Genomic DNA, 24,859 nt, shown 5'->3' with positions numbered 1-24,859 from the left:
AACTAAGGCTGTTGGCGTATCCTTTGCCAGATAGTAAAGCCCAAAAGAAGAATAATGCTACTGGCGGTAGTCAGTATCACAGCCAAACTCATACCTTGTATTCTCATCGCCAGCAAGTTGAAAACTAAGGTAATTGACCAAAGGGTGAACGCAGCATTGCGCTGGGAAAGTCCCCAAGCGAGTAAGCGGTGGTGCAAATGGTCTTTTCCAGGAGTACTGAGAGGGTTATTTCCTGCTAGTAGCCGCCGCACAAATACTTGAGTGGTGTCTAGCACTGGCAATAATAGAAATAAAACCGTGGGAATTAGCGCATAAACCGTGTTTTGTTGTAGCTTACCTAAAATACTAGTTGCTGCCAGCACATAGCCAAAAAAGTATGCTCCGGCATCACCCATAATAATTCGTGACGGATGGAAATTATGGCGCAAAAAGCCCAGTGCAGCACCTCCCAAGGCTGCGAGTACCAAGATTGCCGCTGCACGGTTGTTAAATTGAGCTGCAACGCCCAACAAACTCATGGCGGTAATAAAGCTGATTCCTCCCGCCAAGCCATCCATACCATCCATTAAGTTGATAGCGTTGGTAATCCCTACTACCCATACTACTGTCAGTGACATGGACAAGAGAGAGTCAATGGGAGTGCCAAACATCACTTGCACACTGATGCCATTAGCTACCAGCAACAGTGCCGTCACAATCTGTGCCCACAAACGAACAGAGGGCGGTAAGCCGAACTGATCATCGATAAAGCCCACAAGGACTAATATCGAACCACCCAACAGAATAGTGAGCACCTGAGCCAATACGTTTTGGAGTTCGATAGGTCGTAAAAGGCTAGCCAATACGAGTGCGGCAATCACACCCGCGTAGATAGCTAGCCCCCCTGCATTGGGTAAAGGTTCTCGGTTAAGCCGCCGGGCGTTGGGTTGGTCAGCCCAACCTACCCGCAAGGCGAATTTGCGTACTGTCGGAATTAAACGCCACGTTACAAGCCAAGCCAAGAGGAACGTAAATACTACTGCCAACCAGCCGGTGCCGCTAGGGTCGGCAATACCGAGGGACTTAAGGGAGTTGTCTAGATTCATCTCCCAATTCAAGCATTACTGCCTGTATGTAATATGAGCATCACCTGTATATTAATCAATTTTTTTTATTTCCATTTGTAACTTGAGTCGCTTGGGAGATTAGCACTCTGGCGCTGTGAGTGCTAAATTGTCTAATGGAAGCGCTAGAGAAATAAAACATGGCGAAAATTATTGCATTTGACGAGGAATCGCGGCGAGCTCTAGAAAGGGGTGTTAACGCCCTTGCCGATGCCGTAAAAATCACCTTGGGGCCCAAAGGTCGCAATGTCCTTTTAGAGAAAAAATTTGGCGCACCTCAAATTGTCAACGATGGTATCACTGTTGCCAAGGAAATTGAATTAGAAGATCCTTTGGAAAATACTGGTGCAAGACTCATCCAGGAAGTAGCCTCAAAAACTAAAGATGTCGCTGGGGATGGCACTACCACCGCAACAGTTTTAGCACAAGCCTTGATTCGGGAAGGTTTGAAGAACGTCGCGGCGGGTAGTAACCCGGTTAGTTTGAAGCGCGGGATCGACAAAACTATTGAGGCATTGGTACTAGAAATTGCCAAGATAGCCAAGCCAGTAGAAGGAAGTGCGATCGCTCAAGTTGCCACAGTCTCTGCTGGTAATGATGAAGAAGTTGGCCAAATGTTAGCCCAAGCAATGGAAAAAGTCACCAAAGATGGTGTCATTACCGTTGAAGAATCCAAATCCCTCACCACTGAACTAGAAGTAGTCGAGGGGATGCAGATTGACAGGGGTTACATTTCACCCTACTTCGTCACCAACAACGAGCGGCAAATAGTCGAATTTGAAAACGCCCGGATTCTGGTTACTGACAAAAAAATCAGTAGCATTCAAGATTTAGTCCCGGTGTTGGAAAAAGTCGCCCGTTCTGGTCAGCCCTTGCTGATCATCGCTGAAGATGTCGAAGGTGATGCTTTGGCAACTTTGGTAGTGAACAAAGCACGGGGTGTACTGGCTGTGGCTGCAATTAAAGCCCCTGGATTTGGCGATCGCCGCAAAGCTTTGTTAGAAGATATTGCTATTCTCACCGATGGACAGTTGATTTCTGAAGAAATTGGCTTAAGTCTAGATACCGCTTCTCTAGAAGCGCTGGGAACTGCTCGCAAAATCACCATTGACAAAGAAAGCACCACAATTGTAGCTGGCAGTGTCACTAAGCCAGAGGTACAAAAACGGATTGGTCAAATTCGCAGACAGTTGGAAGAAACCGATTCTGAATACGATCAAGAAAAACTGCAAGAACGCATCGCCAAGCTCGCTGGCGGTGTGGCAGTGATTAAAGTGGGTGCGGCAACCGAAACCGAACTCAAAGACCGTAAACTGAGGATTGAAGACGCGCTGAACGCTACTAAAGCCGCCGTGGAAGAAGGTATTGTTCCTGGTGGTGGAACAACCCTAATTCACTTAGCCAAGGTGGCAGAAGCACTTAAAAACAGCTTAGAAAACGAAGAAGAAAAAATTGGGGCTGATATTGTCGGACGAGCGCTAGAAGCTCCCTTGCGCCAAATAGCAGAAAACGCTGGTGCTGAAGGTTCTGTGATCGTCGCTAGAGTTCGAGATACCGACTTCAACATTGGCTACAACGCTGCTACTGGCGAATTTGAAGACTTGATTGCTGCTGGCATTATCGACCCTGCCAAAGTCGTGCGTTCAGCTTTGCAAAACGCTGGTTCCATTGCTGGTTTGGTCTTAACCACCGAAGCGATCGTTGTTGAAAAGCCGGAGAAGAAATCCGCAGCTGCTGCCCCTGATATGGGCGGCATGGGCGGTATGGGTGGCATGGGTGGTATGGGCGGCATGGGCGGCATGGGCGGCATGGGCATGTTCTAACTTCTGCTCACCAAGATAAATATTTTTCAGCAGTTTGTCTTACCAAGGCAAACTGTTTTTTTATACTTGCCATTGCTGATTCAGAAACAATATGTTATCTGTATTGCTGGTAACTCACTGAACATCAATAAACTTACAGCAGTTTTCATCTATTTAAACCATACGTATCGTAGGGGCACAGCAATGCTGTGCCCTTACAACACAAACCTATTTATTTGAAAATAGCTGTAATTATGAAACTTTTCAGTACTTAGTTGTAAATACAAAGCACTACTAACAAAATGTTAATAAGCAAAATAGTAACCTAAATAATTGCTTAATCTATAAATAACCGTCTTTATATTAATTTTTATAAAATTATGTGTAACAGGTTATTAGTCACTAGTCGCTTATTTTTACTAATGGCAAATGAATAATAACTAATAACTATTAGGTAATATTGCATGGTACGAAAACTGCGTCTCCTTTCCAAAATAGTAAAAAAGCGACATGAAGATGAGTTCTATCACCAACCAGGGGCTATACCTGGAACCATTTTTATTGATGCAGATGCTCCACCACCGATAATTTTATTGATTGACTATAATCAAACCAATTTCATCCGCAAACAAATAGCAACTCCAGAAGAATGCATCCCATATCTAGAGATGGAATCGATTTCTTGGGTAGACGTACAAGGTTTAGGCAGTCAAGATATATTACAACGATTGGGTAACGTTTTTGAGTTACATCCTTTAGTTTTAGAAGATGTAGTCAATGTCCCGGAGCGTCCCAAAACAGAAGATTATGAAGACCAATTGCTATTCATTGCCCGCATGGTAGTACCAAAGGAAAGAATATGTGGTTTTCACAGCGAGCAAGTGAGTTTGATATTAGGGAAAAATTATTTGCTGACAGTGCAAGAAGAACCAGAGCATGATTGCTTTGAAGCAGTGCGATCGCGAATTGAAAAAAACAAAGGGATCATACGCAAACAGGGAGCCGATTATTTAGCTTACGCTGTTTTAGATGCAATTATTGATGGCTTTTTCCCAGTGCTGGAGCTTTATGGAGAGAGGATCGAAGAGTTAGAAGAGGAGGTCATAGTCAGACCTACCCCACAAACACTACAAAGTATTTATCAAATTAGGCGAGAATTACTGCAACTACGTCGTGCTATCTGGCCCCAGCGGGATGCCATTAATTCTTTGATTCGAGATGGTAGTGAACTGATTGGTGAGGAGGTACGAATCTACCTGCGAGATTGTTATGACCATACTGTGCAAGTGATGGATATGGTGGAAACTTATCGAGAGCTAGCATCTGGATTAATGGATGTTTACCTTTCGGCAGTGAGCAACAAAATGAATGAAATCATGAAAGTACTAACGGTGGTTTCATCAATTTTTATTCCACTGACCTTTGTGGCAGGAATATATGGTATGAATTTCAAGACTGAAAAATCGCCATATAATATGCCTGAGTTGGATTGGTATTGGGGCTACCCATTTTGCTTGGCAGTGATGTTAGCGATCGCACTTGGTTTACTATTCTTTTTTTGGCGACGAGGCTGGCTGCAAAATTCTGTAACCATCAAGCGTAATTAAAAATTTTAGATTGACGATGAGTAAAATCTACATTCATTAGCACCGGGAGTTAATATTTTAAGTTATGAGGAGTAGCGACCAGAATTTAGTAGTTTTAACGATTTATATTATCGGTGTTTTCTACGTTTTTAACCGCATGGTTGAATCCATCGATGATCAAATTAAGTTTGAGTTTAAAAAAGGAATCGTTGACGAGCAACTCAAAGAACAAAATCTCGACGATAAAATTGGGATTTCCTTTAAACTCAAATCTTCATACCCAATTGACGATTTGAAAGATTTAGGAATTAGTATTGAAAATAAATCTGATAATGTTGCTGTATACGTTGACTGGGACAACAGTTCTTTAGTAGTCGAACATAGCAAGCAATCGCGCCGCGTGATTCGGAAATCACCAGACTTAACCCGCGACTTAGCTGTGCCCCAAAGTCCTAGCCTGATTGCCCCCAAGAAAACCCTTTCTGAAACGGTGACAGCAGAAGATGTATTCGAGCGCGATCAAGTAGCTGGAACCTATTCAGCAAAAAAACCACTAATTGATATCAACGGGCTGAAAAAAGGGCAAAAAAAATTGTACAACGACTTTATTAACAGAAGAAAAGAGTTGGACTTTTCCCTGCAACTGGTGCTACGGATATCTGAGGTGCGTTTAGGTTTAGCCCCAGGTCGTGATTTTCCTCCTATTAGTATTATCAATTGTCCTTTCACAGTCAGGAAATTACCTTGGACTTACGCTCTACCTTGGAATAAAAAAAAGTAACGCCATGTCAACATACTACGTCAACCAAGATTACACTGGATCTAAGGAGAGAGTAGACGCAGGCGGTTGCAGATCAGTCATAGACACTGGTTTGAGGAAAGTCCGGACTCCCGAAAGACCAAACTTGCTGGATAACGTCCAGTGCGAGCGATCGTGAGGATAGTGCCACAGAAAGATACCGCCAAAAATAGGGAATAGGGAATAGGGAATAGGGAATAGGGAAAGAAAAACCCCACTCCCCACTCACCACTCCCCACTGCCCAATGTTTGGTAAGGGTGCAAAGGTGCGGTAAGAGCGCACCAGCAGTATCGAGAGGTGCTGGCTCGGTAAACCCCGGTTGGGAGCAAGGCGATAGGAACTACGGTTGGTCTTTTACCAGTTCCGCTCAATGAGAGCCGCTAGAGGCGTTTGGTAACAAGCGTCCCAGATAGATAACTGCCCTCGCAAGAGAACAGAACCCGGCTTATGTACTGCTCTCTCCCCCCTTTTTTATTGCTGAGTTAGAAGAGACGCGATGAATCGCGTCTGTACAAGAGTTAGAAGTTTGTATTTTTCCCCTGCCCCCCCTGCTCCCTGCCCCCTGCCCCCTCCCCTTGTCATGTAATGCCCCTTGCTTATCCACGCCGTCAGCGGCAACTTGAAAGTTTAGTCCAAAAATTAGGTTTGCCCCTAGAAGCACCTATAAAGTGGGAACTGCTGGATTTAGCGCTAACTCATCCCACTGTTTCTGATTCGGCAAATTATGAACAACTGGAGTTTGTTGGCGATGCAGTGGTGCGCCTGGTGTCGGCTGTTGTGTTATGGGAAAATTATCCCGATTGTCCAGTAGGGGATTTTGCGGCAATTCGTTCGGTATTGGTAAGCGATCGCATCCTCGCCCAATTGGCCAGAGTTTATGGTTTGGAGTTATACTTACTAGTCGCTGGTAGTGCTACCGCCGATAAAGTTGGTCAAGAGTCGCGGCTGGCAGATGCCTTTGAAGCAGTTCTGGGTGCGCTTTACTTAAGCACTCAAAATCTAGAACTGATCCGCTCTTGGCTAGATCCCCACTTCCAACAACTAACGACAGAAATTCGCCTCGATCCTGCCAGACTTAATTACAAAGCTGCTCTCCAAGAATGGACTCAGGCACAATTTAAAGTTTTACCAGAGTATCGAGTTGTGGAAGTCACTCAACCGCACCGGAATCAAGAACGTTTCGTAGCTGAAGTGTGGCTGCACGGAAACAAGCTAGGAGAAGGTAAGGGGCGCTCGATCAAAACTGCTGAACAAGCCGCAGCTAAAGTAGCCTTTTTAGCAATTCCTCCACCGGAAATACCCTAAACCAAAAATAGTGCTGATAAACTGATAACTCAGTTGGTTGTCAATGGTCATTTATCCCTAGTCCCTTGCATACTAATGACTAATGACTAATGACTAATGACTAATGACAAACCAAATTAAAATTGCTGTCATCGGAGTTGGGCGTTGGGGAGTGCATCTGTTGCGGAATTTCTTAGCACATCCCCAAGTAGATGTAGTTGCTGTAGTAGATCCGCATCCAGAACGATTAGCGGCGGTAAAGCAGCAGTTTAACTTAGATAAAAATGTAATATTAACAACACAGTGGGAAGACTTAAAGAAGGTGTCCGGGTTGACAGGGGTGGCGATCGCAACTCCAGCTACCACCCACTATCCTTTAATTAAAGATTCTCTCCAAAAGGGATACCATGTTTTGGCAGAAAAACCCCTAACTCTCAGCCCAGGAGAATGTAGGGAACTTTGCTATTTAGCAGAGCAGCATAATCTGATACTGATGGTTGACCATACTTATTTATTTCACCCAGCAGTTGAGCGAGGAAAAGCTGTAGTACAGGCGGGTAAATTAGGAGATTTACGGTATGGCTACGCAACGCGCACCCATTTAGGGCCTGTCCGGCAAGATGTTGATGCACTGTGGGACTTAGCTATTCACGATATAGCTATCTTTAACGCTTGGCTGGGTCAAATCCCTGTAAAAGTTCAAGCAACAGGTACAGTATGGCTACAGGGAGAGGGGAGTAGGGAACTGACTCACTCACCACTCCTCAGTACAGACGCGATTAATCGCGTCTCTTCCCACTCCTCATCTCAAGGTTTGGCTGATTTAGTATGGCTAACACTGACATACCCAGATAACTTTCAAGTTTATATTCACTTATGCTGGCTGAATCCTGATAAGCAGAGACGGCTGGGGATTGTGGGTAGCCTTGGTAGTTTAATTTTTGATGAAATGTCGCAATCATCGCCTCTCACCCTACTACATGGGGAGTTTGAACAGCAGGGCAATCAATTTATTCCAGTTAATCAAAAGCAGGTGGTGCTGGAATTAGAGTCAGGGGAACCATTGGGGCGAGTTTGCTCCTGCTTTGTTGTCTCTGTTATCAACAATACTCTCTCAGAGGTTTCGTCTGGTTGGGTAGGTACACAGTTAGTAGAAATTCTTGCTGCTTTAACAGCATCTCTTAAGCAAGGCGGCCAACCTGTTTTTCTGAATGATAAGGAGCAAAAGTAACAAATGACAGATGATCCGACCATTGTTCACGATGCATTCAAACAGTTTGAGCGTGACAAATTCTCTCTCGTAGCCCAAAAATATGATCAAGCGATCGCTACTGTAACTTCTCAAGTGATTAAATTACTTAAAGTAGTTGACAAATTACCTCTTTAAAAGAACGTCCGCACAAACTCCCCCTTTTGGAAGACTTACCAAGAGAGTTTGCTGCGGCGAAAGACTAATCTCATAAGTCTCGTTCTCCAGTAACACATGGAACTTCGAGTACTTCTCTTTGTCTACACCTGCTTTTACAGATTTGTTGATCCCCAAACAGGGACTTCTCTCAGACTTCTGTAGGCTAGGGTAGTGGCTTGTTTTTGCCCCCTCATTCCCAGAGGAAAATCTAAGATCCTCTACATTTTCTTCTTTCTTGGGAACAGGTAATAACGAGATATCAATCAAAGGTAAGGTAATTTTCAGCGTCGTACCTTGATGAAGTCCCCTACTCTCAAGAATAATGCTGCCTCCCATAAGTTCGATTAAGTTTCGTGAAATTGCTAGTCCCAGTCCAGTACCTTCAAACTGGCGTGTGGTTGTGCCATTCACCATTACAAAGGGGCGAAAGAGTTTGTGGTGTTGAGTGGGATCAATTCCTATACCTGTATCTTGGACAGTAACCACCACCTGAGATTTACCATTACTAGATTGAATTTCTGTAGCAATGGTGATGCTTCCTGCATCGGTGAACTTAGTGGCGTTGCCAATAACATTAATCAACACCTGCTTCAGTTTTGCTGCGTCTGCCTTAATTGGTATTGCTTGAGGATCTAACTCACATTTCAATTGCAAGCCCTTTTGTTGAACATTTACTGATTGTAAATTAATCACCTCTAACAATATTTGTCGGAGGTCAAGAGGTGTAGTGACTACAGAAAGCTTGCCTGCTTCAATTTTAGAAATGTCGAGTAAATCATTAATAATATTTAGCAAATGAATTGTTGTTTCATTAGCACGTTTAAGGAAGTCCATTTCTTCTTCCCGGCTATCACATAAGCCATCCTCAACCACGCGAATGCAGTTAATAATAGTATGTAATGGGTTTCTCAATTCATGGGAAGTCGTAGCCAAAAACTGGCTTTTAACTTGATTAGCGGTTTTTGCTTCTTTCCAAGCTATTTCTAGTTCTTCTGCCCCAGCTTTAAGCCTTTCTACCATTTGGTCTAGTGCTTGGGCCAGTTGATTAAATTCCCGGATTTGAAAATTGTGCGGAACTGGTTGTGCAGCGTGGTGAGAGTGAATATTGAGAGCGTAGTCACGCAATTCTTCTACAGGACGTGCCAAGTAAGGAGCTAGATATAAGGATGCTAGCAAACTTGCACCAATCAAACCAACTGTTAAAACAATGAGGATTAGTTTGATTTCCTCTAAACCAAAAAGCGCATTATCGACACTAGTAACAGCTAAGACGATCCATTTTTGCTGCTGCTGTTGGGTAAGTGGGTTTGTAATAGCCGTATAGCCAGCTACTAATTCTTTACCCTGTGTAAAAGACAAGTTGATCGAATTATTTTGTCCTGCAATTGCATTTTTAATTATGCTCTTAAGTTGAGAATAATTTGGGTGCTGATTAATATTAGTTCCTACCCAGTCTGTGAATGGGTGCGCCAAAATTGTGCCATCTTCAGCAATTACTACCATAGCGCCTGTAAGCGATCCCGGCGGATTTCTGGTTTGTTGGTACAATGCAGACTGAATACTTAAGCTGTAAACTAAATTTCTTTGGCTATCAAAGACTGGTGCAGATAACACTACTTGCAATTGATTTTGTGCGTTTCTTTTTCCAGTCATTCCTGTCTTGGGCGGGAAGATTGCTTTGACATCAATCCCGTCGCTACGCAAAGGTAACGTCAATTCTCCAATTGCTTGATCCCCACAACTATTAGCAATTATCTTCTGGGTTAACAAATTCGTTAATTGGATGCATTCAATACTAATACTGGCTGGAAGTTGTTGCCTTAACTGCGCGAGAATTTCTTGCTCTTGTATAGGCGAATCCAACGGAATAACCGTTGTTTTACTTACACTTAGTAAATTGGCTTTTAAGATAGCGATCGCATCACCAATTCTTTGCCCCTTACTGATAGCGCTTTCTGTTAAATTTTGACGTGCAGTTCCCAATATGCTAGAACGTGCCTTATTCAAGGCAACAATCTCGCCTATAAGTAGAACTGGGACGAACAGAAGCAGTATTCTCGTTACTAAAATTCGACGAAAAGAAGATTGGCGGGAATTAGTCATCGAGTGTCTCACTTTGCATCTGCAAACCACAACAGCAAAGATATGTAATTAGACGAGCTAGATGAGACATTTTATTAAATTACCAAAATTTTATTTTCAATGTTTAAAAATAACAAATTGCTATAATTCAAAAAGAAACGTGGGATACCAAACTTCATATATGCTTGATATAGACGCAATTTATGTTGCATATAAATACAGGGGTGAAATTGTAAAATAGTAACTTGCAGGCATGGATTTTTTGAGAATCTACACACTAGCAAAGAAAGTATTTAACCTATCAAATCAATCAATTTAATGTTGCAACATCGTCCTCATACTACAGTTGTTTTAGCAATGAGTGCAGATGGAAAAATAGCAGATTTTAGGCGATCGCCTGCTCGGTTTGGTTCAAGGGTTGATAAAGCACACTTAGAAAAACAAATCGCTGCCTGTGATGCGGTTTTATTCGGTGCTGGTACTCTCCGCGCCTACGGAACAACACTTACTATATCAGATCCAACTCTAGTGCAAATTCGGGCGCAAGGAGGGAAGTCTCCACAGCCAGTTCATATAGTGACTACACACTCTGGGAACCTCAATCCGGAAATTAACTTTTTTAAGCAACCAGTTAGACGCTGGCTACTCACGACAACAGCGGGAGCGCTTTCGTGGAAAGAACGTTTAAGGACGCTTCCCTCAATGGCAACCAGAGCAAAGGAATGCCCTCCAGAATTTGAGCAAATTCTGGTTTTTGAAACACCAAGGCGAGAAATAGACATTTCCGCAGCTTTAAAGCATCTAGCCACTCTACATATAACACGCTTGGCGATCTTAGGTGGAGGTGAATTAGCCGCTTCCTTAATAGAATTAGATTTAATCGATGAATTATGGCTAACTGTCTGTCCGCTGATTTTAGGTGGTAATACCGCACCCACACCCGTTGAAGGGAAAGGATTTTTACCCGATTTGGCTCCTAAGTTACAACTCATAGAAGTTCATACAGTTGAGCAAGAGGTGTTTTTGCACTATCGCCTGCAACGACCAGCAGATTAGATTACGCTAAGTAAAGTTATTGGGCATTGGGCATGGGGCATTGGGCATGGGCAAGAGGACTTGGGTACAAGGAGAAAGACTTATTTCAAGTTCTCACCTCTTGTCCCCTTGTCCCCCTCATCTCCCCCTGCTCCCCCTGCTCCCCCACTCCCTGCTCCCCACTCCCTACTCCCTACTCCCTAAGATGGTGGAACAACTTAAGCCTCGCTATTCTGTCGTTTGGACGAACAAAATTGCTGAAGTACCCCAAAATGCCTGGAATGCTTTGGCAATGCCACTCAAAACGCCATTTTTAGAATGGGAGTGGTTAAACAATCTCGAAACCTCCCATAGTGCTACGGCTAAAGCTGGTTGGTTGCCAAATCACTTGACATTGTGGCGAGACAGAACACTGATTGCGGCTGCGCCACTGTATCTTAAAGGACATAGTTCTGGTGAATTTGTTTTCGATCACCAATGGGCAGAGTTAGCCGATCGCATCGGAGTCCAATATTATCCAAAATTGCTGGGAATGACACCATTTACCCCAGCTGAAGGTTATCGGTTCTTAATTGCTCCAGGAGAAGATGAAGACGAAATCACCGCGATGATGGTGCATGAAATTGACATTTTTTGCTCCAAAAATCGAATTTCTGGGTGTCATTTTCTCTACGTTGATCCCCAATGGCGTCCGATGCTAGAACGGCATGGCTTTACAACTTGGCTGCACCACAGCTATGTCTGGGAAAATGCTGGCTTTAAAACTTTTGATGACTACTTGAAAGTTTTCAACGCCAATCAACGGCGCAATATTAAGCGGGAACGCAAAGCTGTGGAAAAAGCCGGTTTACGATTGCAACCACTAAGTGGCGATCAAATTCCTCAGTCTTTGTTTCCCTTGATGCACCAATTCTATGCCGACACCTGTGATAAGTTTGGCTGGTGGGGTAGCAAGTATCTCACACGAAGATTTTTTGAGCAGCTACACACCGATTATCGCCATCGAGTCTTGTTTGTTGCCGCATATAGCGAGGAAGATAACTCTCATCCTTTAGGAATGTCTTTTTGTTTATTTAAAGATGACAAACTCTATGGACGCTATTGGGGGAGTTTTCAAGAAATAGATTGCTTACATTTTGAAGCTTGCTATTATGCACCGATTGAGTGGGCGATCGCAAACAATATCCAAATTTTTGATCCTGGCGCGGGCGGGCGTCACAAAAAACGACGCGGTTTCCCTGCTATGCCCAATCATAGTTTGCACCGCTTTTACAACAATCGTTTAGGACAAATTATCCGTCCCTATATTAAGGAAGTGAATCAACTCGAACAACAGCAGATTGAGGCAATTAATGCAGACTTGCCATTTAGTAACCGAGATTCTTAAAAGAATACCAAGGCAGAGGGTGAACGACGAATTACACTTGATATAGAGTGTAAAAACCCTCAAGAAAGAAAATTTCTTTTTATAATGCTTATGGATTTAATAGTTGAAAATTTAGCCGCAATTGATGATAAACTTTCCCAGCGTCATATTGACCTTGATCCCGGTGGATATTTCATTATTTACTTAGATCGAGATGCAGGGTTAATTTATGCCAAGCATTTTACAAATGTAATTGACGATCGCGGTTTAGCTGTCGATCCAGAAACGGGAAAGGTAATTCCGGCACGAGGAAAGGTAGAACGAACTCACACGACGGTTTTTAGTGGGAGGACGGCTAAAGAACTTTGTGTAAAAATCTTTGAGGAAACTCAGCCCTGTGTAGTAACTCAATTAAATCATGCAGCTTATTTAGGTCGAGAATTTGGTCGGGCTGAGGTGGCTTTAGTAACAGAGCAAGAGTATGTTCAGGATTAAGCCAATTTTAGATTTTTAATTTTGGACTTCGACTTCTCTACGAGACGCTGCACGTAGCTTGCTTCCCCGCAGGGGTACGCTCAGTCGAACGATTTGGATTGAAGGAAAAATCTAAAATCTAAAATTGAACAACTCTTTCATTACCCATCAGATGATGGCTGATTTATCTGATAGATGTAGTAAGTCGCCATTGGGATAACGGTGGCGGCAATTAACAATCCTACTACCCAAGCAGTAGCGTTACCTTGGTTGGTTTCTTCTGCTTTCTTGAACGTGCCTTTTACCTGTACATTCTCAGTGATTTGGGGTGGCCCTGGATCGGGTTTGCCGGAGAGGACAGCAACAAGGCGATCGCTTGCATCTAGAAATGCCTGATTGTATTTGTTACCATTGCGTAACGGCACACTGACTGTTTCAGTAGCTACACTTTCGGCAATGGAGTCAGTAAGTAAAGGCTTGACTTGATCACCAGTAATAATGGCAGTACCATTAGTAACTGTATCAATAACCAATAAAGCTTGATTAGCTTGGGCTTCTTTTGTGGGAAACCATTTTTCAAACAGTTCTTTGCTAAAGCTCTCTGGTGTTTCACCGTAGTCGAGGCGGCGAACAGTCACAATTCTAACTTCCTTATCTGTTTGCTTTGCCAAATCCTCGAAAGCGCTGCTAATCTTACCTTCATTTAGACGGCTGATAACTTCACCTTGATCCAAAACCCAGGTATTATTCCCTCCTGTGAGGTTGGGTATTTGATTCACACCTGTGGCAAAAGCAGGTGCGGCAAACAGCGAAGCTGCTAAAATAACCGTCATTAAAGGGAATATGAGCCGAATGAGGTGCTTTTGACTGTTAAAAACTTGTTTGAGGAGCTGTTTCATTGTATAAACCTTAAGACAGACTTGCACCAAAAATACTACAGAACCACTGTCAAAATCACCTTGTTCCCAGTTTTCTTCAGTATCAAGTTTCTGCTACTGCTAGCAAATATATATTTTTTACGAGATTTTTTGATTGCACAAACTTGTTCTGAGGGCGGCTGCAAGTATTAACCTGACACTAACAGCCTTGCTAGTGACAAAAAATACCGCCCATTTTGGGAATTAACCCAAATGCTTAGGGCGGAATTTGCAAACCATCTAGAAATCATATCGTAATTTTTGGCAGAATCAAGCATATCTTTTCATCTCTGCAAGTAGCTTTTCTTGCTGTACCCGTTGATGGGTTGATATCTGCATTTTTCGGATATTTTAGCTAAATCTATATCAATATAATATATACATGACCATAATTTTAACTAACGACGACGGCATTGATGCCCCCGGTATCCAAGCGCTGCTTAAAGCTGTAAACGGCAAAAATACTATTATCGCTGCTCCTGCCGATCATCAGTCTGGCTGTGGACATCAAGTTACTACCACTCGTGCCATCAACCTCAAACAACGTTCCGAGACTGAGTATGCGATCGCAGGTACTCCCGCTGATTGTGTGAGAATTGCAATAACACAAATTAGCGCAAATGTCAAATTTGTCCTTTCAGGCATCAACGCTGGGGGCAACTTGGGAGTCGATGCCTACATTTCTGGCACAGTGGCTGCTGTGCGGGAAGCTGCAATGCACGGTATTCCCGGAATTGCCATTTCCCACTACCGCAAAGCCAAGCAGAATTTTGATTGGGATCTGGCCGCCAAATTCACATCTGAAGTTTTAGCGGACTTACTCAAGCGTCCCTTAGAACCAGGAAGCTTTTGGAATGTGAACTTGCCCCATCTGCAACCAGGAGAACCAGATCCTGAAATGGTGTTTTGTCAAGCCTGTACCAGACCTTTACCTGTCAATTATCGAATTGAAGGCGATAATTTTTATTATGTAGGCGAATATGGCAAACGCGATCGCACTCCTGGTAGTGATGTGGATGTATGTTTTTCCGGCAATATTGCGGTCACTCAGTTAAGGGTTTGACGATTTCTACAACAGTAGCCCTGAACGCTAAGAAACTGAAATTTGAACTAAAGCAATAGGATAGTCAATACGCTTCAGTCTTGGATTGATGAAAGTGATGCTGATGAGCAGCAAGAAACAGGAGAGTATTTAATTCACGCCTTAGATGAGGATCGTTTATCTGATCGTAAATTATTCCCTGTTGAGTTAAAAGGTATAACTTGGTGAGTCAAGTTATTCTGTTAGATTCAGGGCCTCTAGGCTTAGTCACAAATCCAAAGTTGTCTAAGTTGAGTGAAACCCAACATTATATTAAGTTAACGTTGGGTTTCACTGCATTCAACTAGCTTGATTAGGCGGTATTTCTTCAGGTGGTGCTTCTGCTGAGGGAGCGAGTACCGCATCTGGCGCAATTTCTTCTACGGGAATCGGTTGCTTGTCCTCAATTTCAAAATCTGGTTGCGCTGCTTCCACCAATTCAGGAGATGGAGGATGTGGTGGAATAGCTTCCGGTACATTATCGATTTTTGCTTCGGTGTCAGCAGTAACTGTCTCCTCTGCTGGTTTTTCTGGTATAGCAGTAGTTTTGTCGATAATCTCAACAGTAGGTTTCTCTGCCAGTACAGAGGTAATGTCTTCAGGTTTGGGGATTGTGGGTGTCTTTTTACTCACAGTCTGTTGCACCTTGCCTTTCATGCCATTGAAGGTACTACCAAGACCTTGTTGCAACTGGCCCAGCCGTTCCTGAAGGGACAACTTATTCACCTGTTCCTGAATGCCAGTTTTCACCGTTTCTGGACTGGGTACTTGAGTTTGTTGTGCCTGCGGGGTTAGTTGGCGACGTAATGATAGAGTTTGCCAGCCAAACCAGACCAAAAGAGCCACACTAGCCACATGACCCAGCAACAAACCCCCAGTAATACGTGGTGCAAACACCCATAAGACTAAGGCGTAGAATAATCCTACACCACTCCAGATAAAGTCATTCTTGCGGTGGATTTCTGGAAAAAAGAAAGCTGCTATGTAAATGGCTAAACTACCAAGACCGACCACTAAAGCTAGGACATACGCCAGCATTATTTGGTTACTCCTTTGACTAGGGATTGGTGACTGGGGATTGGTGACTGGATATTAGGTATTAAGAAGAAAAAGTAATTTAGTGAATTAAATTCCTTCCTAGTCCCTAGTCCCCAGTCTCCAGTCCCTCAACTAACAATTTTGCAAATTTTGCCAGTCAATTGTTGATTTAGATACAAATTAAAATTAATTATCCGTGTTAGTTGTGGATTTTTGTCATTTATTCAACTCTTAAGGTCTTCTTTAGGAGAGAAGGGAAAATATCGGACTACCCTTAAAGTAAAAGGATCTGCAAGAGAGTTAGCCAGAAATTTTTTATGACACTACAAAGCTTTGGTGTGATTGGATTAGCCGTTATGGGTGAGAACATCGCTCTAAACGTGGAGCGCAATGGCTTCCCAATTGCAGTTTACAACCGCTCCCGAGAAAAAACGGATGCGTTTATGGCGCAGCGTGCTACAGGACGGAACGTCAAAGCCGCCTTTACTCTAGAAGAATTCGTTGCCTTATTGGAACGTCCCCGCAAAATTCTAGTAATGGTGCAAGCTGGTAAGCCAGTGGATGCGGTGATTGCTCAACTCAAACCCTTGTTAGAGGAAGGCGATATCATTATCGACGGTGGCAACTCTTGGTTTGAAGATACGGAACGACGCACTCAGGAATTAGAACCCGCAGGGCTTCGGTATCTTGGTATGGGTGTCAGTGGCGGTGAAGAAGGGGCGCTAAATGGCCCATCTCTGATGCCTGGAGGTACAACAAGCTCTTACGAGTTTCTATCGCCAATTTTCAACAAAATTGCTGCCCAAGTCGATGATGGCCCTTGTGTAACCTATATTGGCCCTGGTGGTTCTGGTCACTATGTCAAAATGGTGCACAACGGCATCGAGTACGGCGATATGCAGCTAATTGCTGAAGCCTACGACTTGCTGAAAAATGTCGCTGGATTAAACCCCAGTCAGTTACATGATGTGTTTGCTGAATGGAACACCACCGATGAACTCGATTCATTTTTGATTGAGATTACGAAGAATATCTTCCCATATATTGACCCAGAAACAAATAAACCCCTGGTGGATTTGATTGTTGATGCAGCCGGTCAAAAGGGAACTGGACGTTGGACTGTGCAAACTGCATTGGAATTGGGAGTTGCTATTCCCACAATTACAGCAGCAGTTAATGCCCGGATTATCTCTTCTATTAAAGAAGAACGGGTTGCAGCATCTAAAGCCCTCACAGGCCCCAGTGGCAAGTATGACGGGCAAACCAAGGACTTTATCAACAAAGTACGCGATGCTCTCTATTGCTCAAAAATCTGTTCTTATGCTCAAGGGATGGCGTTGCTATCCACAGCTTCAAAAACATATAACTGGAATTTGGATCTGGGCGAAATGGCGCGGATTTGGAAAGGTGGTTGTATTATTCGCGCTCGCTTTTTGAATAAGATTAAGAAGGCTTTTAGCGAAAATCCAGCTTTGCCTAACCTGCTGTTAGCTCCCGAATTTAAGCAGACAATTCTCGACAGACAGACTGCTTGGCGGGAAGTGATTGCGACAGCCGCAACAGTAGGAATTCCAGTACCCGCATTTAGCGCATCCTTGGATTATTTTGACAGCTATCGCCGCGATCGCCTGCCCCAAAATCTAACTCAAGCACAACGCGACTACTTCGGCGCACATACTTACCTGCGTCTTGATAAGCCCGGAAGTTTCCACACTGAATGGGTACCCATTGCTGAAGCTAAGAAGTAAATTTTCACATATCTACATCAGGATACTGTGAAAAGTTAAAAAGTTTCAGAATACAGTTTTAACGGTGGCTCTGAGTTTCAGAGTCACTTTCTTTTTAAGGTAAGAATCGCTACTTAACGGATAGCCGCAAATGCAACTTCAGTCATCAGCTTTTATCCCTGACTTGTTCACAACGGTTTTGCTCCCAAGCTTATATGGCGCTATTAATTACTTACCTGAAAGACAACAAAGCTTTTGCTGCTTGAGTTTACCTGATGGACAATTAATTAATAACAGACACGTTGAGAAAGTTCTTGAAGATTAGCATTAAATAAAAAATTTGGAGGCGTGTACTTGCCTTAAATCGAGGTTATAGGCGTGGCTAAGTATTTCTGGCTATTTGCAAACTAACAAGCACAGAAATCTTAATAACATGCTTCAATTTCGTACAGAGGGTCAAGCTGCCGATAATGTTCGGCAGGTTGGAAATACAGCAACCGTGCCCCATTCTTAGCAAGTTGCTGTTGCTGGGTGTAAGCTAGATAAAACAAATTATTCTTCCAGATATGCCAATAAGAGGGGGAACCCCCCAGCAGAGGCTCTAAAGCTTTATCTATTCGCCAAGAATGACCCTTGAGTAATTCTCCGATTTCTGACTGTGCATCAAATGGCTCCTCCTCGGTTCCTATCAACATATCTAATTCTGACAACCTTCTTTCTTTCTCCTGTTGCTGTTCAGGAGAAGGTGCTTTGACAACTGCCTGTATTTCCTCTGGCACATCTAGTAAGAAGAATTGTGAGTACCCATTTGCATTAATCTGTTCGTCATAAAACTGGTTTTCTTCTTCTTCTATACGGTCAACGCTACCAGAAATAAACGTCTGACCCATAGCATCTGTTTCCAAAAGAATACCATCGTGACCGTATGCGCCAAAGTGAAAAGCATTGCAACCAATTTGCATAGCTAGTTCTGATAGCCGAGGGCGAGAAACATCCCTAGCCCGACGGCATAATAGTTCATTCGGTTCAGTTTTCACTATAGTCCATCCCGGAGTGCTAACGAACAGTCCGACAATCCATAGGTCAGGTAATAGCAGCCAGGGAGTTTGGCGCAATTCATCATTTGATAAGGTTTGAGGCGGTTGGGAAATGCGACGGCAACCTTCAAGCTCAAAAATGCGGGTTATGGCCAGTTCGATTGAATCTAAATTATTTGACTGAATACAAGTAGTGTAATTTCGGAACTCGATAAACACTGCCAACTTCCTAATAGTTAAAATTATTATCAACGCAAAATATAGCGTTTATTTGAGTAGATGAATTTCAAGGATTGTTATTACCAAGATATTTGGCTTTTAATTCTTCTAATTCTTTATCTATCTCATTTTTACTAGAAGGCTGAGATGTAGGGTTTGGTGGTTGTATTTTATTTGGTTGAGGTTTGTTACTACCCAAAAACTGGGTTTTCATTTGTTCTAATTCTAGATCAATTTGACTAGGAGATGGCGATACAAAAGCAGGTGGAGATTTTGGTGGTGATTGAGCGATGGGTTTTGGTGAAATCGCTGGCGTGGCTGCTACTTGTGACTGTTGATTAAAGTCGTTGAGAACTTCATCTACTGTTTGATAACGCCGAATTGGAATACTTTCTAGCATCTTGTTGAGAATGCGACTCAACTGATTACTAACAGGAGTTTTCAAGTATTGCTGCCATACCCAACTATCGTTGTTGGTATCATAAGAATCGAAAGGCGATCGCTGGGTCAATAAATTAACACAAGTAGCACCCAAACTGTAAAGATCGCTCGCAAAGACAGCCCTACCTCTCATTTGTTCAGGGGCAACATATTCTGGACTACCAATACTAGTACCAGTTTGATTTAAGGCAGCACCAGTGGCAGATTTAGCAGCACCAAAATCTACTAATACTAATTTGCGATCGCTCTCACGTAAAATAATATTTTCTGGCTTAATATCGCGGTGAATTACGTGTCTAGCATGGCAAAATTGCAATACTGATAATAAATCATTTAATAGTTGCCGGATTTGTATTTCATTGAAAGCACCTCTATGTGCTAATTTCTGGGCTAAGTTTTGCCCGTCGATAAATTCTTGTACAAGATATTGCCGATCTTCTTGGGTAAAATATGCCAGTAGTTCGGGAATTTGGGGATGTTTGCCCAATTCATCTAACTGCACCGCTTCTTGGTTAAATAACTCTACGGCTTTGGCAAGCGTATTAGTACCTTGAGATTGGGGATAAAATTGCTTAATTACGCAGCGTGGTTTTGAGGGTTTATCTTCATCCACGGCTAAGAAGGTTTTGCCGAAACCACCTTGCCCGATTGGTTTGATAGCACGGTAACGTTCTTTGAGGAGTAACTTGGAACCGCAAGCCCGGCAAAACTTGACATCATGAGGATTTTCAGGCTTGGGACAATGGGGATTAAGGCAGTAGCTCATACAGGCGATCGCTCTTATATCTCTTTATTTTACTGGCGTTCAGGGTGGGAACTTCCGCAAATCCGTTAAACTATGAGCGATATCTACGCCTACGCACTACTAACTAATACAGCACGGCGGAAATCAAGCTGCCATTTGAAAACTTGCAAAAGCCTTGATATACAAAACTTTTGACTTTTGACTTCCCCAAAGGGGCTGACTTCCGCCCTGCGGTACTACCCGATACCTTCTATAACTGGATGGAAGTAGAAGGCGAATCCCAATACTGTATAAGCAGCTAATAATAAAGTCCCTTCCAGCCAATTGGATTTACCATCAGAACTAATACTGTTTGCAATCAACACTGACGCAACCACAGCTACTAATTCAAAGGGTTGGAAATCTAAATCCATTGGTTGTCCCAATATCCGCCCTGCTATCACCAACACAGGCGCGACAAATAAGGCAATCTGCATACTTGATCCCACAGCTACCGAAAGGGAAAGATCCATCTTATCTTTCATTGCCACGGTGACTGCTGTGGCGTGTTCAGCTGCGTTACCGACGATGGGAACCAAAATCACCCCTGTAAACAGCGCCGTCAAACCTAGCTGAGATGTGGCCACTTCCAGAGAATCAACTAACATTTCTGACTCAATTGCCACCATTAAGGTACATACTAGCAGCACGCTAACCCACAACATCATGTTTGGTTTAGCATGAGGGGTTTCCTCTGCTTCTGTCTCCGCTACACCAACATCATAAAGATAAGAGTGGGTTTTCATCGAAAATAGCAGCGTTAAGGCATAAACCAGGATTAACACCACAGCAACAGCAATAGAAAGATTTTGCAGTGTTTGTTCGTTAATTCCTTGAGAGGTATAATTCATTGCCGTTGGCATCAACATGGCAATCACCGCCAAATTCATCGAATCAGCATTCACCCGCGCCACAATTGGCTGAAATGTCTGTTCTTTGTAGCGCAGTCCTCCCAAAAGCATGGAAAAACCCATCACCAGTAGTAAGTTGCTAATAATCGATCCGGTGATACTGGCTTTGACTACATTTATTAATCCAGCATTCAGCGCTACTAAGGCGATGATTAGTTCCGTAGCATTGCCAAAAGTGGCGTTTAACAAGCCCCCCATTGACGGCCCCACTACGACAGCAATTTCTTCTGTGGCTGTACCCATCCAAGCTGCTAAGGGCAGAATTGCCAATCCAGCTGTAATGAAAACTATCAATTCTCCCCACTCCAGAAAGTGGGCTGCTAGGGAAACTGGGATAAATAGTAATAAAACCAGAAGAATAATGTTTTTAGTTGACATTCGTTGTCCTGGGTTGAGGGTATCATTCACAGCGAGTAATCCTAAGTTTTAAATTTGGAGTGTTGAATTAAAAATTACTTTCACTCATCACTCCCATAGGATACTCTCAACCACCTGTAGAGCAATTCAGAAATTTTACTGTTTTCACTTCACTGCCGTGTATGTAAAATAAGATTGCGATTTAATGAGTTTCTGTAATTTTTTGTTGCAAAAGTATGAATTGGAGCCAAATTATTACAACAAGAATGGGGTTTAATATATTAAAAGACAATTAAAATTTGGATTAGCGCTGCTAACAAGAAAACCCCTAACTGAGTCTTTGTTCAATGGCTAATTACTTTGAGCCTTCAGGGAAAGGGCTGTGCGATAACGCAGATTTCCCACTACAATAAAAACTCTCTGTCAAAAATTTTGTTGGATTCCATAGTTGTTGTTTATACCGGATTTTGTGTTCAAACCATTGGAGAAAGGTTTATGCACAATGTTTTCGGTGCAACTACAAGTTTTTTGTTTTGGATAAATATACATGACTTCTGCTGCTGAAATGCCAGCTAGCTCTGGCTCAACGTTAACATTACATTCAGATCCCAAAAGCACTCATGAAACCGATCCCCTGAGAAAGGCTAATGGTGTTTATGTGACGGTGCATGGTCATTTTTACCAGCCACCAAGGGAAAACCCTTATCTGGACGCAATTGAACGCCAACCGAGCGCTGCACCTTTCCATGATTGGAATGAGCGGATTCATTGGGAATGCTATCGTCCGAATGCCTTTGCCAGAGTCTTAAATGACCGAGGCGAAGTGGTGAAGATCGTCAACAATTATGAGTATTTTAGTTTTAATATTGGCCCAACGCTGATGTCGTGGCTAGAACGCTACGATGTGGAGGTTTATCAGCGGATTTTAGAGGCGGATGCCAAGAGTAGCGATCGCTTGCATGGTCACGGCAATGCGATCGCGCAAGTATATAATCACATCATCATGCCTCTGGCAAATGAACGCGACAAATATACCCAAATTCGCTGGGGTAAAGAAGACTTTCGCTCCCGCTTTGGCCGTGATCCCGAAGGAATGTGGTTAGCAGAAACAGGTGTGGATTATGCCACCCTAGAAGCTCTTGTTGCTGAGGGTATTCGCTTCATTATCCTTGCACCGTCTCAAGCACTGCGTTGCCGTCCTGTCCCTACTGAAGATCATCCCAATCCTGAATGGCACGAAGTCGGTGGTAGTCAGATTGATCCCACCCGTCCCTATCGTTGTTATTTGAAGCCCACACTAGACACTTCATCTTCACCTCTAAGTGCGATCAAGGAAGGGAATGGGGATAGTAACCACTCCCCACTCCCCACTCCCGACTCCCTCCCTTACATTGATATCTTCTTCTACGATGGGCCGATATCGCGGGACATGGGTTTTAGTGATGTCGTTTATAATTCCAGTCACTTTGCTGGACGTATAGGCTCGGCTGTGCGTGGGGATCATCGGCCGACACAGTTAATCTCTGTGGCGACGGATGGGGAAACCTTCGGACATCACAAGAAGGGAACTGAGAAAACTTTAGCCTACGCTTTTACCAAAGAGTTTCCCCAGCAAGGTTGGACGGTGACGAACTTCGCTCACTATCTCAGCCTCAATTCTCCCGGTTGGGAAGTGGAATTGAAGTCAGTCACAGCCTGGAGTTGCGCCCACGGTGTAGACAGATGGCAAGATGACTGTGGTTGCGGTGGGGAAGGCAGCATTTGGCATCAGAAATGGCGTCGTCCCTTGCGGGATTCCCTAAATTGGCTGCGGGATCAGCTAACTGAGGTGTATGAAGAACATGGTAGGCAGTTATTTCGCGATCCCTGGCAAGCACGAGATGAATATATCCAAGTGATGCGCGATCGCACTGCTACCAATGTCAACCGTTTCCTAGCCCGTCATCAAACCCACAAACTAACCGCAGCTGAACAAGTAGACGCACTCCGGCTATTGGAAATGCAGCGTCACGCTTTGTTGATGTTTACTAGTTGCGGTTGGTTCTTTGAAGAAATTTCCCGTCCAGAGGGGACACAAATTCTCCGCTACGCCGGCCGTGCTTTGGAATTAGCAGGGGAAGTGGCTGGTGTGCAGTTGGAAAAAGGCTTCGTCAAACGTCTTGGTTTAGCCCCCAGCAATGTCGATGACTTCAAACACGGTGGCGAAATTTATCGGCAACTTGTGTTAACTGCCCAGCTTGGCTTTAAGCAAGTAGCAGCCCATTACGCCATTACTTCTCTGTTTACAAATCAGAAACCAGCACAGACGCACAATTCTTTGCCTAGAAAAGATGCTGCTGATAAACAGTCTCAGCGTTACCAGAAAAAGGTTTATTGCTACGCTGCTAATGAGCTAGATTACCAACTGCAACGCATGGGATCGCTAACTCTAGCTGTGGGAAATTTAAAGCTGGTATCAGAGATTACTTGGGAAAGCGAACATTTGGTATTTGCGGTTCTCCATTTGGGAGGCTGGGATTTCCACTGCTGCATTCAACAATTTACTGGGCGGCGTGACTACAGCCAATTAAAAGAAAAGCTGTTCGGCGCACTAAAACAAGCTAGTGCAGCTCATACTATCTTGGCGATGACACAGCTATTTGGCGAAGAAGCTTTCAACTTGCAAAATCTATTTGCTGAAGAACGCCACCGGATTATGGGGCTGCTTAGTCAGGAAACGCTGACACGTTTAGGACAGTTGTATACTCAAGCGTACCGCGATAATTATGGTGTGCTGATGGCGTTTCATCGAGATGAAATAGCAGTACCGCAAGAATTGCAGGTAGCAGCCGATATTGCTTTAGGGCATCGCTGTCTGATGACATTGCGATCGCTTGAGCAAGATATCGCTGATCCCCAAAAGAGTTGGAGTCACATATTAGAATTGGAAGCGATCGCTACTGAAGCAAAACATCTGCGTTGTCGGCTAAATATTCCCGATGGTAAGCAGATGTTAGAACAGTTAATTGCGCGATCGCTCTGGCAATTGTTGCATGATGCTAATGGTAGCTTTAATGCAGATATCCAACTATTGGAGAGATTGATTGATGTCGGGGATCAACTAAATATTGATGTTTCTCTACAGCGATCGCAAGAACTCTATTTTAGTTGTCTGCAAAGTCAGATAGCGCCGGTGTGTATTACTAGCCTTGGGAATGAAGCAGATAATCAGTGTCTTCAGTTGCTCAAGTTGGGCAAAAAGTTAGCCGTTGATGTTAGCGTGATCTCAAATCAGTTAGGGATGTAGCACCGTATACCCGTATTTCTCACAAGCTTCAGGCGTTTGATGGAGCAGAGGGACAGAGGGGCAGAAGGGCAGAGGAGAAAGAACAAGGCACATTGAACTCTCCCCTGCTCCCCTGCACAAG

20 protein-coding genes and 1 other RNA gene are annotated in these 24,859 nt (G+C 43.5%); 14 read left to right on the top strand and 7 right to left on the bottom strand.

Translation table 11 applies throughout. The features are described from left to right. Nucleotides 1-2 precede the first annotated feature (2 nt). Nucleotides 3-1,085 carry an MraY family glycosyltransferase gene (locus VB740_RS01445; protein ID WP_323198320.1) on the bottom strand — a complete coding sequence of 361 codons (1,083 nt, stop codon included), beginning with the start codon at nucleotides 1,083-1,085 and terminating at the stop codon, nucleotides 3-5. 158 nt (nucleotides 1,086-1,243) lie between these two features. Between VB740_RS01445 and groL the strand changes: the two genes are divergently transcribed. From groL to VB740_RS01410, 7 genes are all read left to right on the top strand, one after another. Next, complete coding sequence (gene groL / locus VB740_RS01440) at nucleotides 1,244-2,926, top strand: chaperonin GroEL (protein ID WP_323198319.1); 1,683 nt, start codon at nucleotides 1,244-1,246, stop codon at nucleotides 2,924-2,926. A 443-nt stretch (nucleotides 2,927-3,369) separates the two neighbouring features. Next, a complete protein-coding gene (gene corA / locus VB740_RS01435; protein WP_323198318.1) occupies nucleotides 3,370-4,512 on the top strand; it encodes a magnesium/cobalt transporter CorA in 1,143 nt (380 codons plus the stop codon). Nucleotides 4,513-4,576: 64 nt separating this feature from the next. Next, the gene (locus VB740_RS01430; RefSeq protein WP_323198317.1) at nucleotides 4,577-5,272 is read left to right on the top strand and encodes a hypothetical protein; all 696 of its coding nucleotides are present in this window, start codon (nucleotides 4,577-4,579) and stop codon (nucleotides 5,270-5,272) included. 48 nt (nucleotides 5,273-5,320) lie between these two features. Then, nucleotides 5,321-5,755, top strand: an RNA gene (gene rnpB, locus VB740_RS01425) — RNase P RNA component class A. 121 nt (nucleotides 5,756-5,876) lie between these two features. After that, entirely contained in the window at nucleotides 5,877-6,596 is a 720-nt protein-coding gene (gene rnc, locus VB740_RS01420) for a ribonuclease III (protein WP_323198316.1), read from the top strand. A gap of 103 nt (nucleotides 6,597-6,699) precedes the next feature. Then, nucleotides 6,700-7,806 carry a Gfo/Idh/MocA family oxidoreductase gene (locus VB740_RS01415; protein WP_323198315.1) on the top strand — a complete coding sequence of 369 codons (1,107 nt, stop codon included), beginning with the start codon at nucleotides 6,700-6,702 and terminating at the stop codon, nucleotides 7,804-7,806. Nucleotides 7,807-7,809: 3 nt separating this feature from the next. Continuing rightward, nucleotides 7,810-7,962: a hypothetical protein gene (locus tag VB740_RS01410; protein ID WP_323198314.1), complete on the top strand. Its 153-nt coding sequence runs from the start codon at nucleotides 7,810-7,812 to the stop codon at nucleotides 7,960-7,962. Here the strand turns inward: VB740_RS01410 and VB740_RS01405 are convergent. Then, complete coding sequence (locus tag VB740_RS01405) at nucleotides 7,951-10,086, bottom strand: ATP-binding protein (RefSeq protein WP_323198313.1); 2,136 nt, start codon at nucleotides 10,084-10,086, stop codon at nucleotides 7,951-7,953. The two genes, VB740_RS01410 and VB740_RS01405, sit on opposite strands and share 12 nt — an antisense overlap. Before the next feature lie 297 nt (nucleotides 10,087-10,383). Here VB740_RS01405 and VB740_RS01400 point away from each other — a divergent pair, with 297 nt between their 5' ends. The 3 genes from VB740_RS01400 (at nucleotide 10,384) to VB740_RS01390 (ending at nucleotide 12,961) form a co-directional block, all read left to right on the top strand. Beyond that, entirely contained in the window at nucleotides 10,384-11,121 is a 738-nt protein-coding gene (locus tag VB740_RS01400) for a RibD family protein (protein ID WP_323198312.1), read from the top strand. Between the two features lie 184 nt (nucleotides 11,122-11,305). Beyond that, nucleotides 11,306-12,487: a GNAT family N-acetyltransferase gene (locus tag VB740_RS01395; protein ID WP_323198311.1), complete on the top strand. Its 1,182-nt coding sequence runs from the start codon at nucleotides 11,306-11,308 to the stop codon at nucleotides 12,485-12,487. A 90-nt stretch (nucleotides 12,488-12,577) separates the two neighbouring features. Beyond that, a complete protein-coding gene (locus VB740_RS01390) occupies nucleotides 12,578-12,961 on the top strand; it encodes a DUF4346 domain-containing protein (protein ID WP_323198310.1) in 384 nt (127 codons plus the stop codon). Between the two features lie 140 nt (nucleotides 12,962-13,101). Here VB740_RS01390 and psb32 read toward each other — a convergent pair whose 3' ends face one another. After that, nucleotides 13,102-13,839 carry a photosystem II repair protein Psb32 gene (gene psb32, locus VB740_RS01385; protein ID WP_323198309.1) on the bottom strand — a complete coding sequence of 246 codons (738 nt, stop codon included), beginning with the start codon at nucleotides 13,837-13,839 and terminating at the stop codon, nucleotides 13,102-13,104. A gap of 400 nt (nucleotides 13,840-14,239) precedes the next feature. On the opposite strand from psb32, the gene surE reads away from it, so the two are divergent. Continuing rightward, nucleotides 14,240-14,920: a 5'/3'-nucleotidase SurE gene (surE, locus tag VB740_RS01380; RefSeq protein WP_323198308.1), complete on the top strand. Its 681-nt coding sequence runs from the start codon at nucleotides 14,240-14,242 to the stop codon at nucleotides 14,918-14,920. 318 nt (nucleotides 14,921-15,238) lie between these two features. Here surE and VB740_RS01375 read toward each other — a convergent pair whose 3' ends face one another. Next, nucleotides 15,239-15,976 carry a Ycf66 family protein gene (locus VB740_RS01375; RefSeq protein WP_323198307.1) on the bottom strand — a complete coding sequence of 246 codons (738 nt, stop codon included), beginning with the start codon at nucleotides 15,974-15,976 and terminating at the stop codon, nucleotides 15,239-15,241. Nucleotides 15,977-16,293: 317 nt separating this feature from the next. On the opposite strand from VB740_RS01375, the gene gndA reads away from it, so the two are divergent. Both gndA and VB740_RS01365 read left to right on the top strand, forming a co-directional pair. Next, the gene (gene gndA, locus VB740_RS01370) at nucleotides 16,294-17,724 is read left to right on the top strand and encodes an NADP-dependent phosphogluconate dehydrogenase (RefSeq protein ID WP_323198306.1); all 1,431 of its coding nucleotides are present in this window, start codon (nucleotides 16,294-16,296) and stop codon (nucleotides 17,722-17,724) included. Between the two features lie 130 nt (nucleotides 17,725-17,854). Further along, the gene (locus VB740_RS01365; RefSeq protein WP_323198305.1) at nucleotides 17,855-18,028 is read left to right on the top strand and encodes a hypothetical protein; all 174 of its coding nucleotides are present in this window, start codon (nucleotides 17,855-17,857) and stop codon (nucleotides 18,026-18,028) included. A gap of 100 nt (nucleotides 18,029-18,128) precedes the next feature. On the opposite strand, the gene VB740_RS01360 is transcribed toward VB740_RS01365, so the two are convergent. The 3 genes from VB740_RS01360 to cax form a co-directional block, all read right to left on the bottom strand. Continuing rightward, nucleotides 18,129-18,959, bottom strand: a complete 831-nt coding sequence (locus VB740_RS01360) for a hypothetical protein (RefSeq protein ID WP_323198304.1) — start codon at nucleotides 18,957-18,959, stop codon at nucleotides 18,129-18,131. 67 nt (nucleotides 18,960-19,026) lie between these two features. Next, nucleotides 19,027-20,166: a serine/threonine-protein kinase gene (locus tag VB740_RS01355; protein WP_323198303.1), complete on the bottom strand. Its 1,140-nt coding sequence runs from the start codon at nucleotides 20,164-20,166 to the stop codon at nucleotides 19,027-19,029. A gap of 215 nt (nucleotides 20,167-20,381) precedes the next feature. Next, complete coding sequence (cax, locus tag VB740_RS01350; RefSeq protein WP_323198302.1) at nucleotides 20,382-21,473, bottom strand: calcium/proton exchanger; 1,092 nt, start codon at nucleotides 21,471-21,473, stop codon at nucleotides 20,382-20,384. 526 nt (nucleotides 21,474-21,999) lie between these two features. On the opposite strand from cax, the gene VB740_RS01345 reads away from it, so the two are divergent. After that, entirely contained in the window at nucleotides 22,000-24,738 is a 2,739-nt protein-coding gene (locus VB740_RS01345; protein ID WP_323198301.1) for a DUF3536 domain-containing protein, read from the top strand. Nucleotides 24,739-24,859: the final 121 nt, after the last annotated feature.

Origin of the sequence: Nostoc sp. UHCC 0251 (assembly GCF_034932245.1) — a bacterium.
Classification (GTDB): Bacteria; Cyanobacteriota; Cyanobacteriia; order Cyanobacteriales; family Nostocaceae; genus Nostoc.
This window is presented reverse-complemented; position numbering and strand designations above follow the sequence as displayed.

What these genes read in the sequence shown, in the direction of transcription:
- VB740_RS01415 (WP_323198315.1), top strand. Translation starts at nt 6,700, where the DNA reads ATGACAAACCAAATTAAAATTGCTGTCATCGGAGTTGGGCGTTGGGGA.
- corA (WP_323198318.1), top strand. Translation starts at nt 3,370, where the DNA reads ATGGTACGAAAACTGCGTCTCCTTTCCAAAATAGTAAAAAAGCGACAT.
- VB740_RS01410 (WP_323198314.1), top strand. Translation starts at nt 7,810, where the DNA reads ATGACAGATGATCCGACCATTGTTCACGATGCATTCAAACAGTTTGAG.
- psb32 (WP_323198309.1), bottom strand. Translation starts at nt 13,839, where the DNA reads ATGAAACAGCTCCTCAAACAAGTTTTTAACAGTCAAAAGCACCTCATT.
- groL (WP_323198319.1), top strand. Translation starts at nt 1,244, where the DNA reads ATGGCGAAAATTATTGCATTTGACGAGGAATCGCGGCGAGCTCTAGAA.
- VB740_RS01390 (WP_323198310.1), top strand. Translation starts at nt 12,578, where the DNA reads ATGGATTTAATAGTTGAAAATTTAGCCGCAATTGATGATAAACTTTCC.
- surE (WP_323198308.1), top strand. Translation starts at nt 14,240, where the DNA reads ATGACCATAATTTTAACTAACGACGACGGCATTGATGCCCCCGGTATC.
- VB740_RS01365 (WP_323198305.1), top strand. Translation starts at nt 17,855, where the DNA reads ATGCAACTTCAGTCATCAGCTTTTATCCCTGACTTGTTCACAACGGTT.
- VB740_RS01345 (WP_323198301.1), top strand. Translation starts at nt 22,000, where the DNA reads ATGACTTCTGCTGCTGAAATGCCAGCTAGCTCTGGCTCAACGTTAACA.
- VB740_RS01395 (WP_323198311.1), top strand. Translation starts at nt 11,306, where the DNA reads ATGGTGGAACAACTTAAGCCTCGCTATTCTGTCGTTTGGACGAACAAA.
- VB740_RS01355 (WP_323198303.1), bottom strand. Translation starts at nt 20,166, where the DNA reads ATGAGCTACTGCCTTAATCCCCATTGTCCCAAGCCTGAAAATCCTCAT.
- cax (WP_323198302.1), bottom strand. Translation starts at nt 21,473, where the DNA reads ATGTCAACTAAAAACATTATTCTTCTGGTTTTATTACTATTTATCCCA.
- VB740_RS01400 (WP_323198312.1), top strand. Translation starts at nt 10,384, where the DNA reads ATGTTGCAACATCGTCCTCATACTACAGTTGTTTTAGCAATGAGTGCA.
- gndA (WP_323198306.1), top strand. Translation starts at nt 16,294, where the DNA reads ATGACACTACAAAGCTTTGGTGTGATTGGATTAGCCGTTATGGGTGAG.
- VB740_RS01445 (WP_323198320.1), bottom strand. Translation starts at nt 1,085, where the DNA reads ATGAATCTAGACAACTCCCTTAAGTCCCTCGGTATTGCCGACCCTAGC.
- VB740_RS01430 (WP_323198317.1), top strand. Translation starts at nt 4,577, where the DNA reads ATGAGGAGTAGCGACCAGAATTTAGTAGTTTTAACGATTTATATTATC.
- VB740_RS01375 (WP_323198307.1), bottom strand. Translation starts at nt 15,976, where the DNA reads ATGCTGGCGTATGTCCTAGCTTTAGTGGTCGGTCTTGGTAGTTTAGCC.
- VB740_RS01405 (WP_323198313.1), bottom strand. Translation starts at nt 10,086, where the DNA reads ATGACTAATTCCCGCCAATCTTCTTTTCGTCGAATTTTAGTAACGAGA.
- rnc (WP_323198316.1), top strand. Translation starts at nt 5,877, where the DNA reads ATGCCCCTTGCTTATCCACGCCGTCAGCGGCAACTTGAAAGTTTAGTC.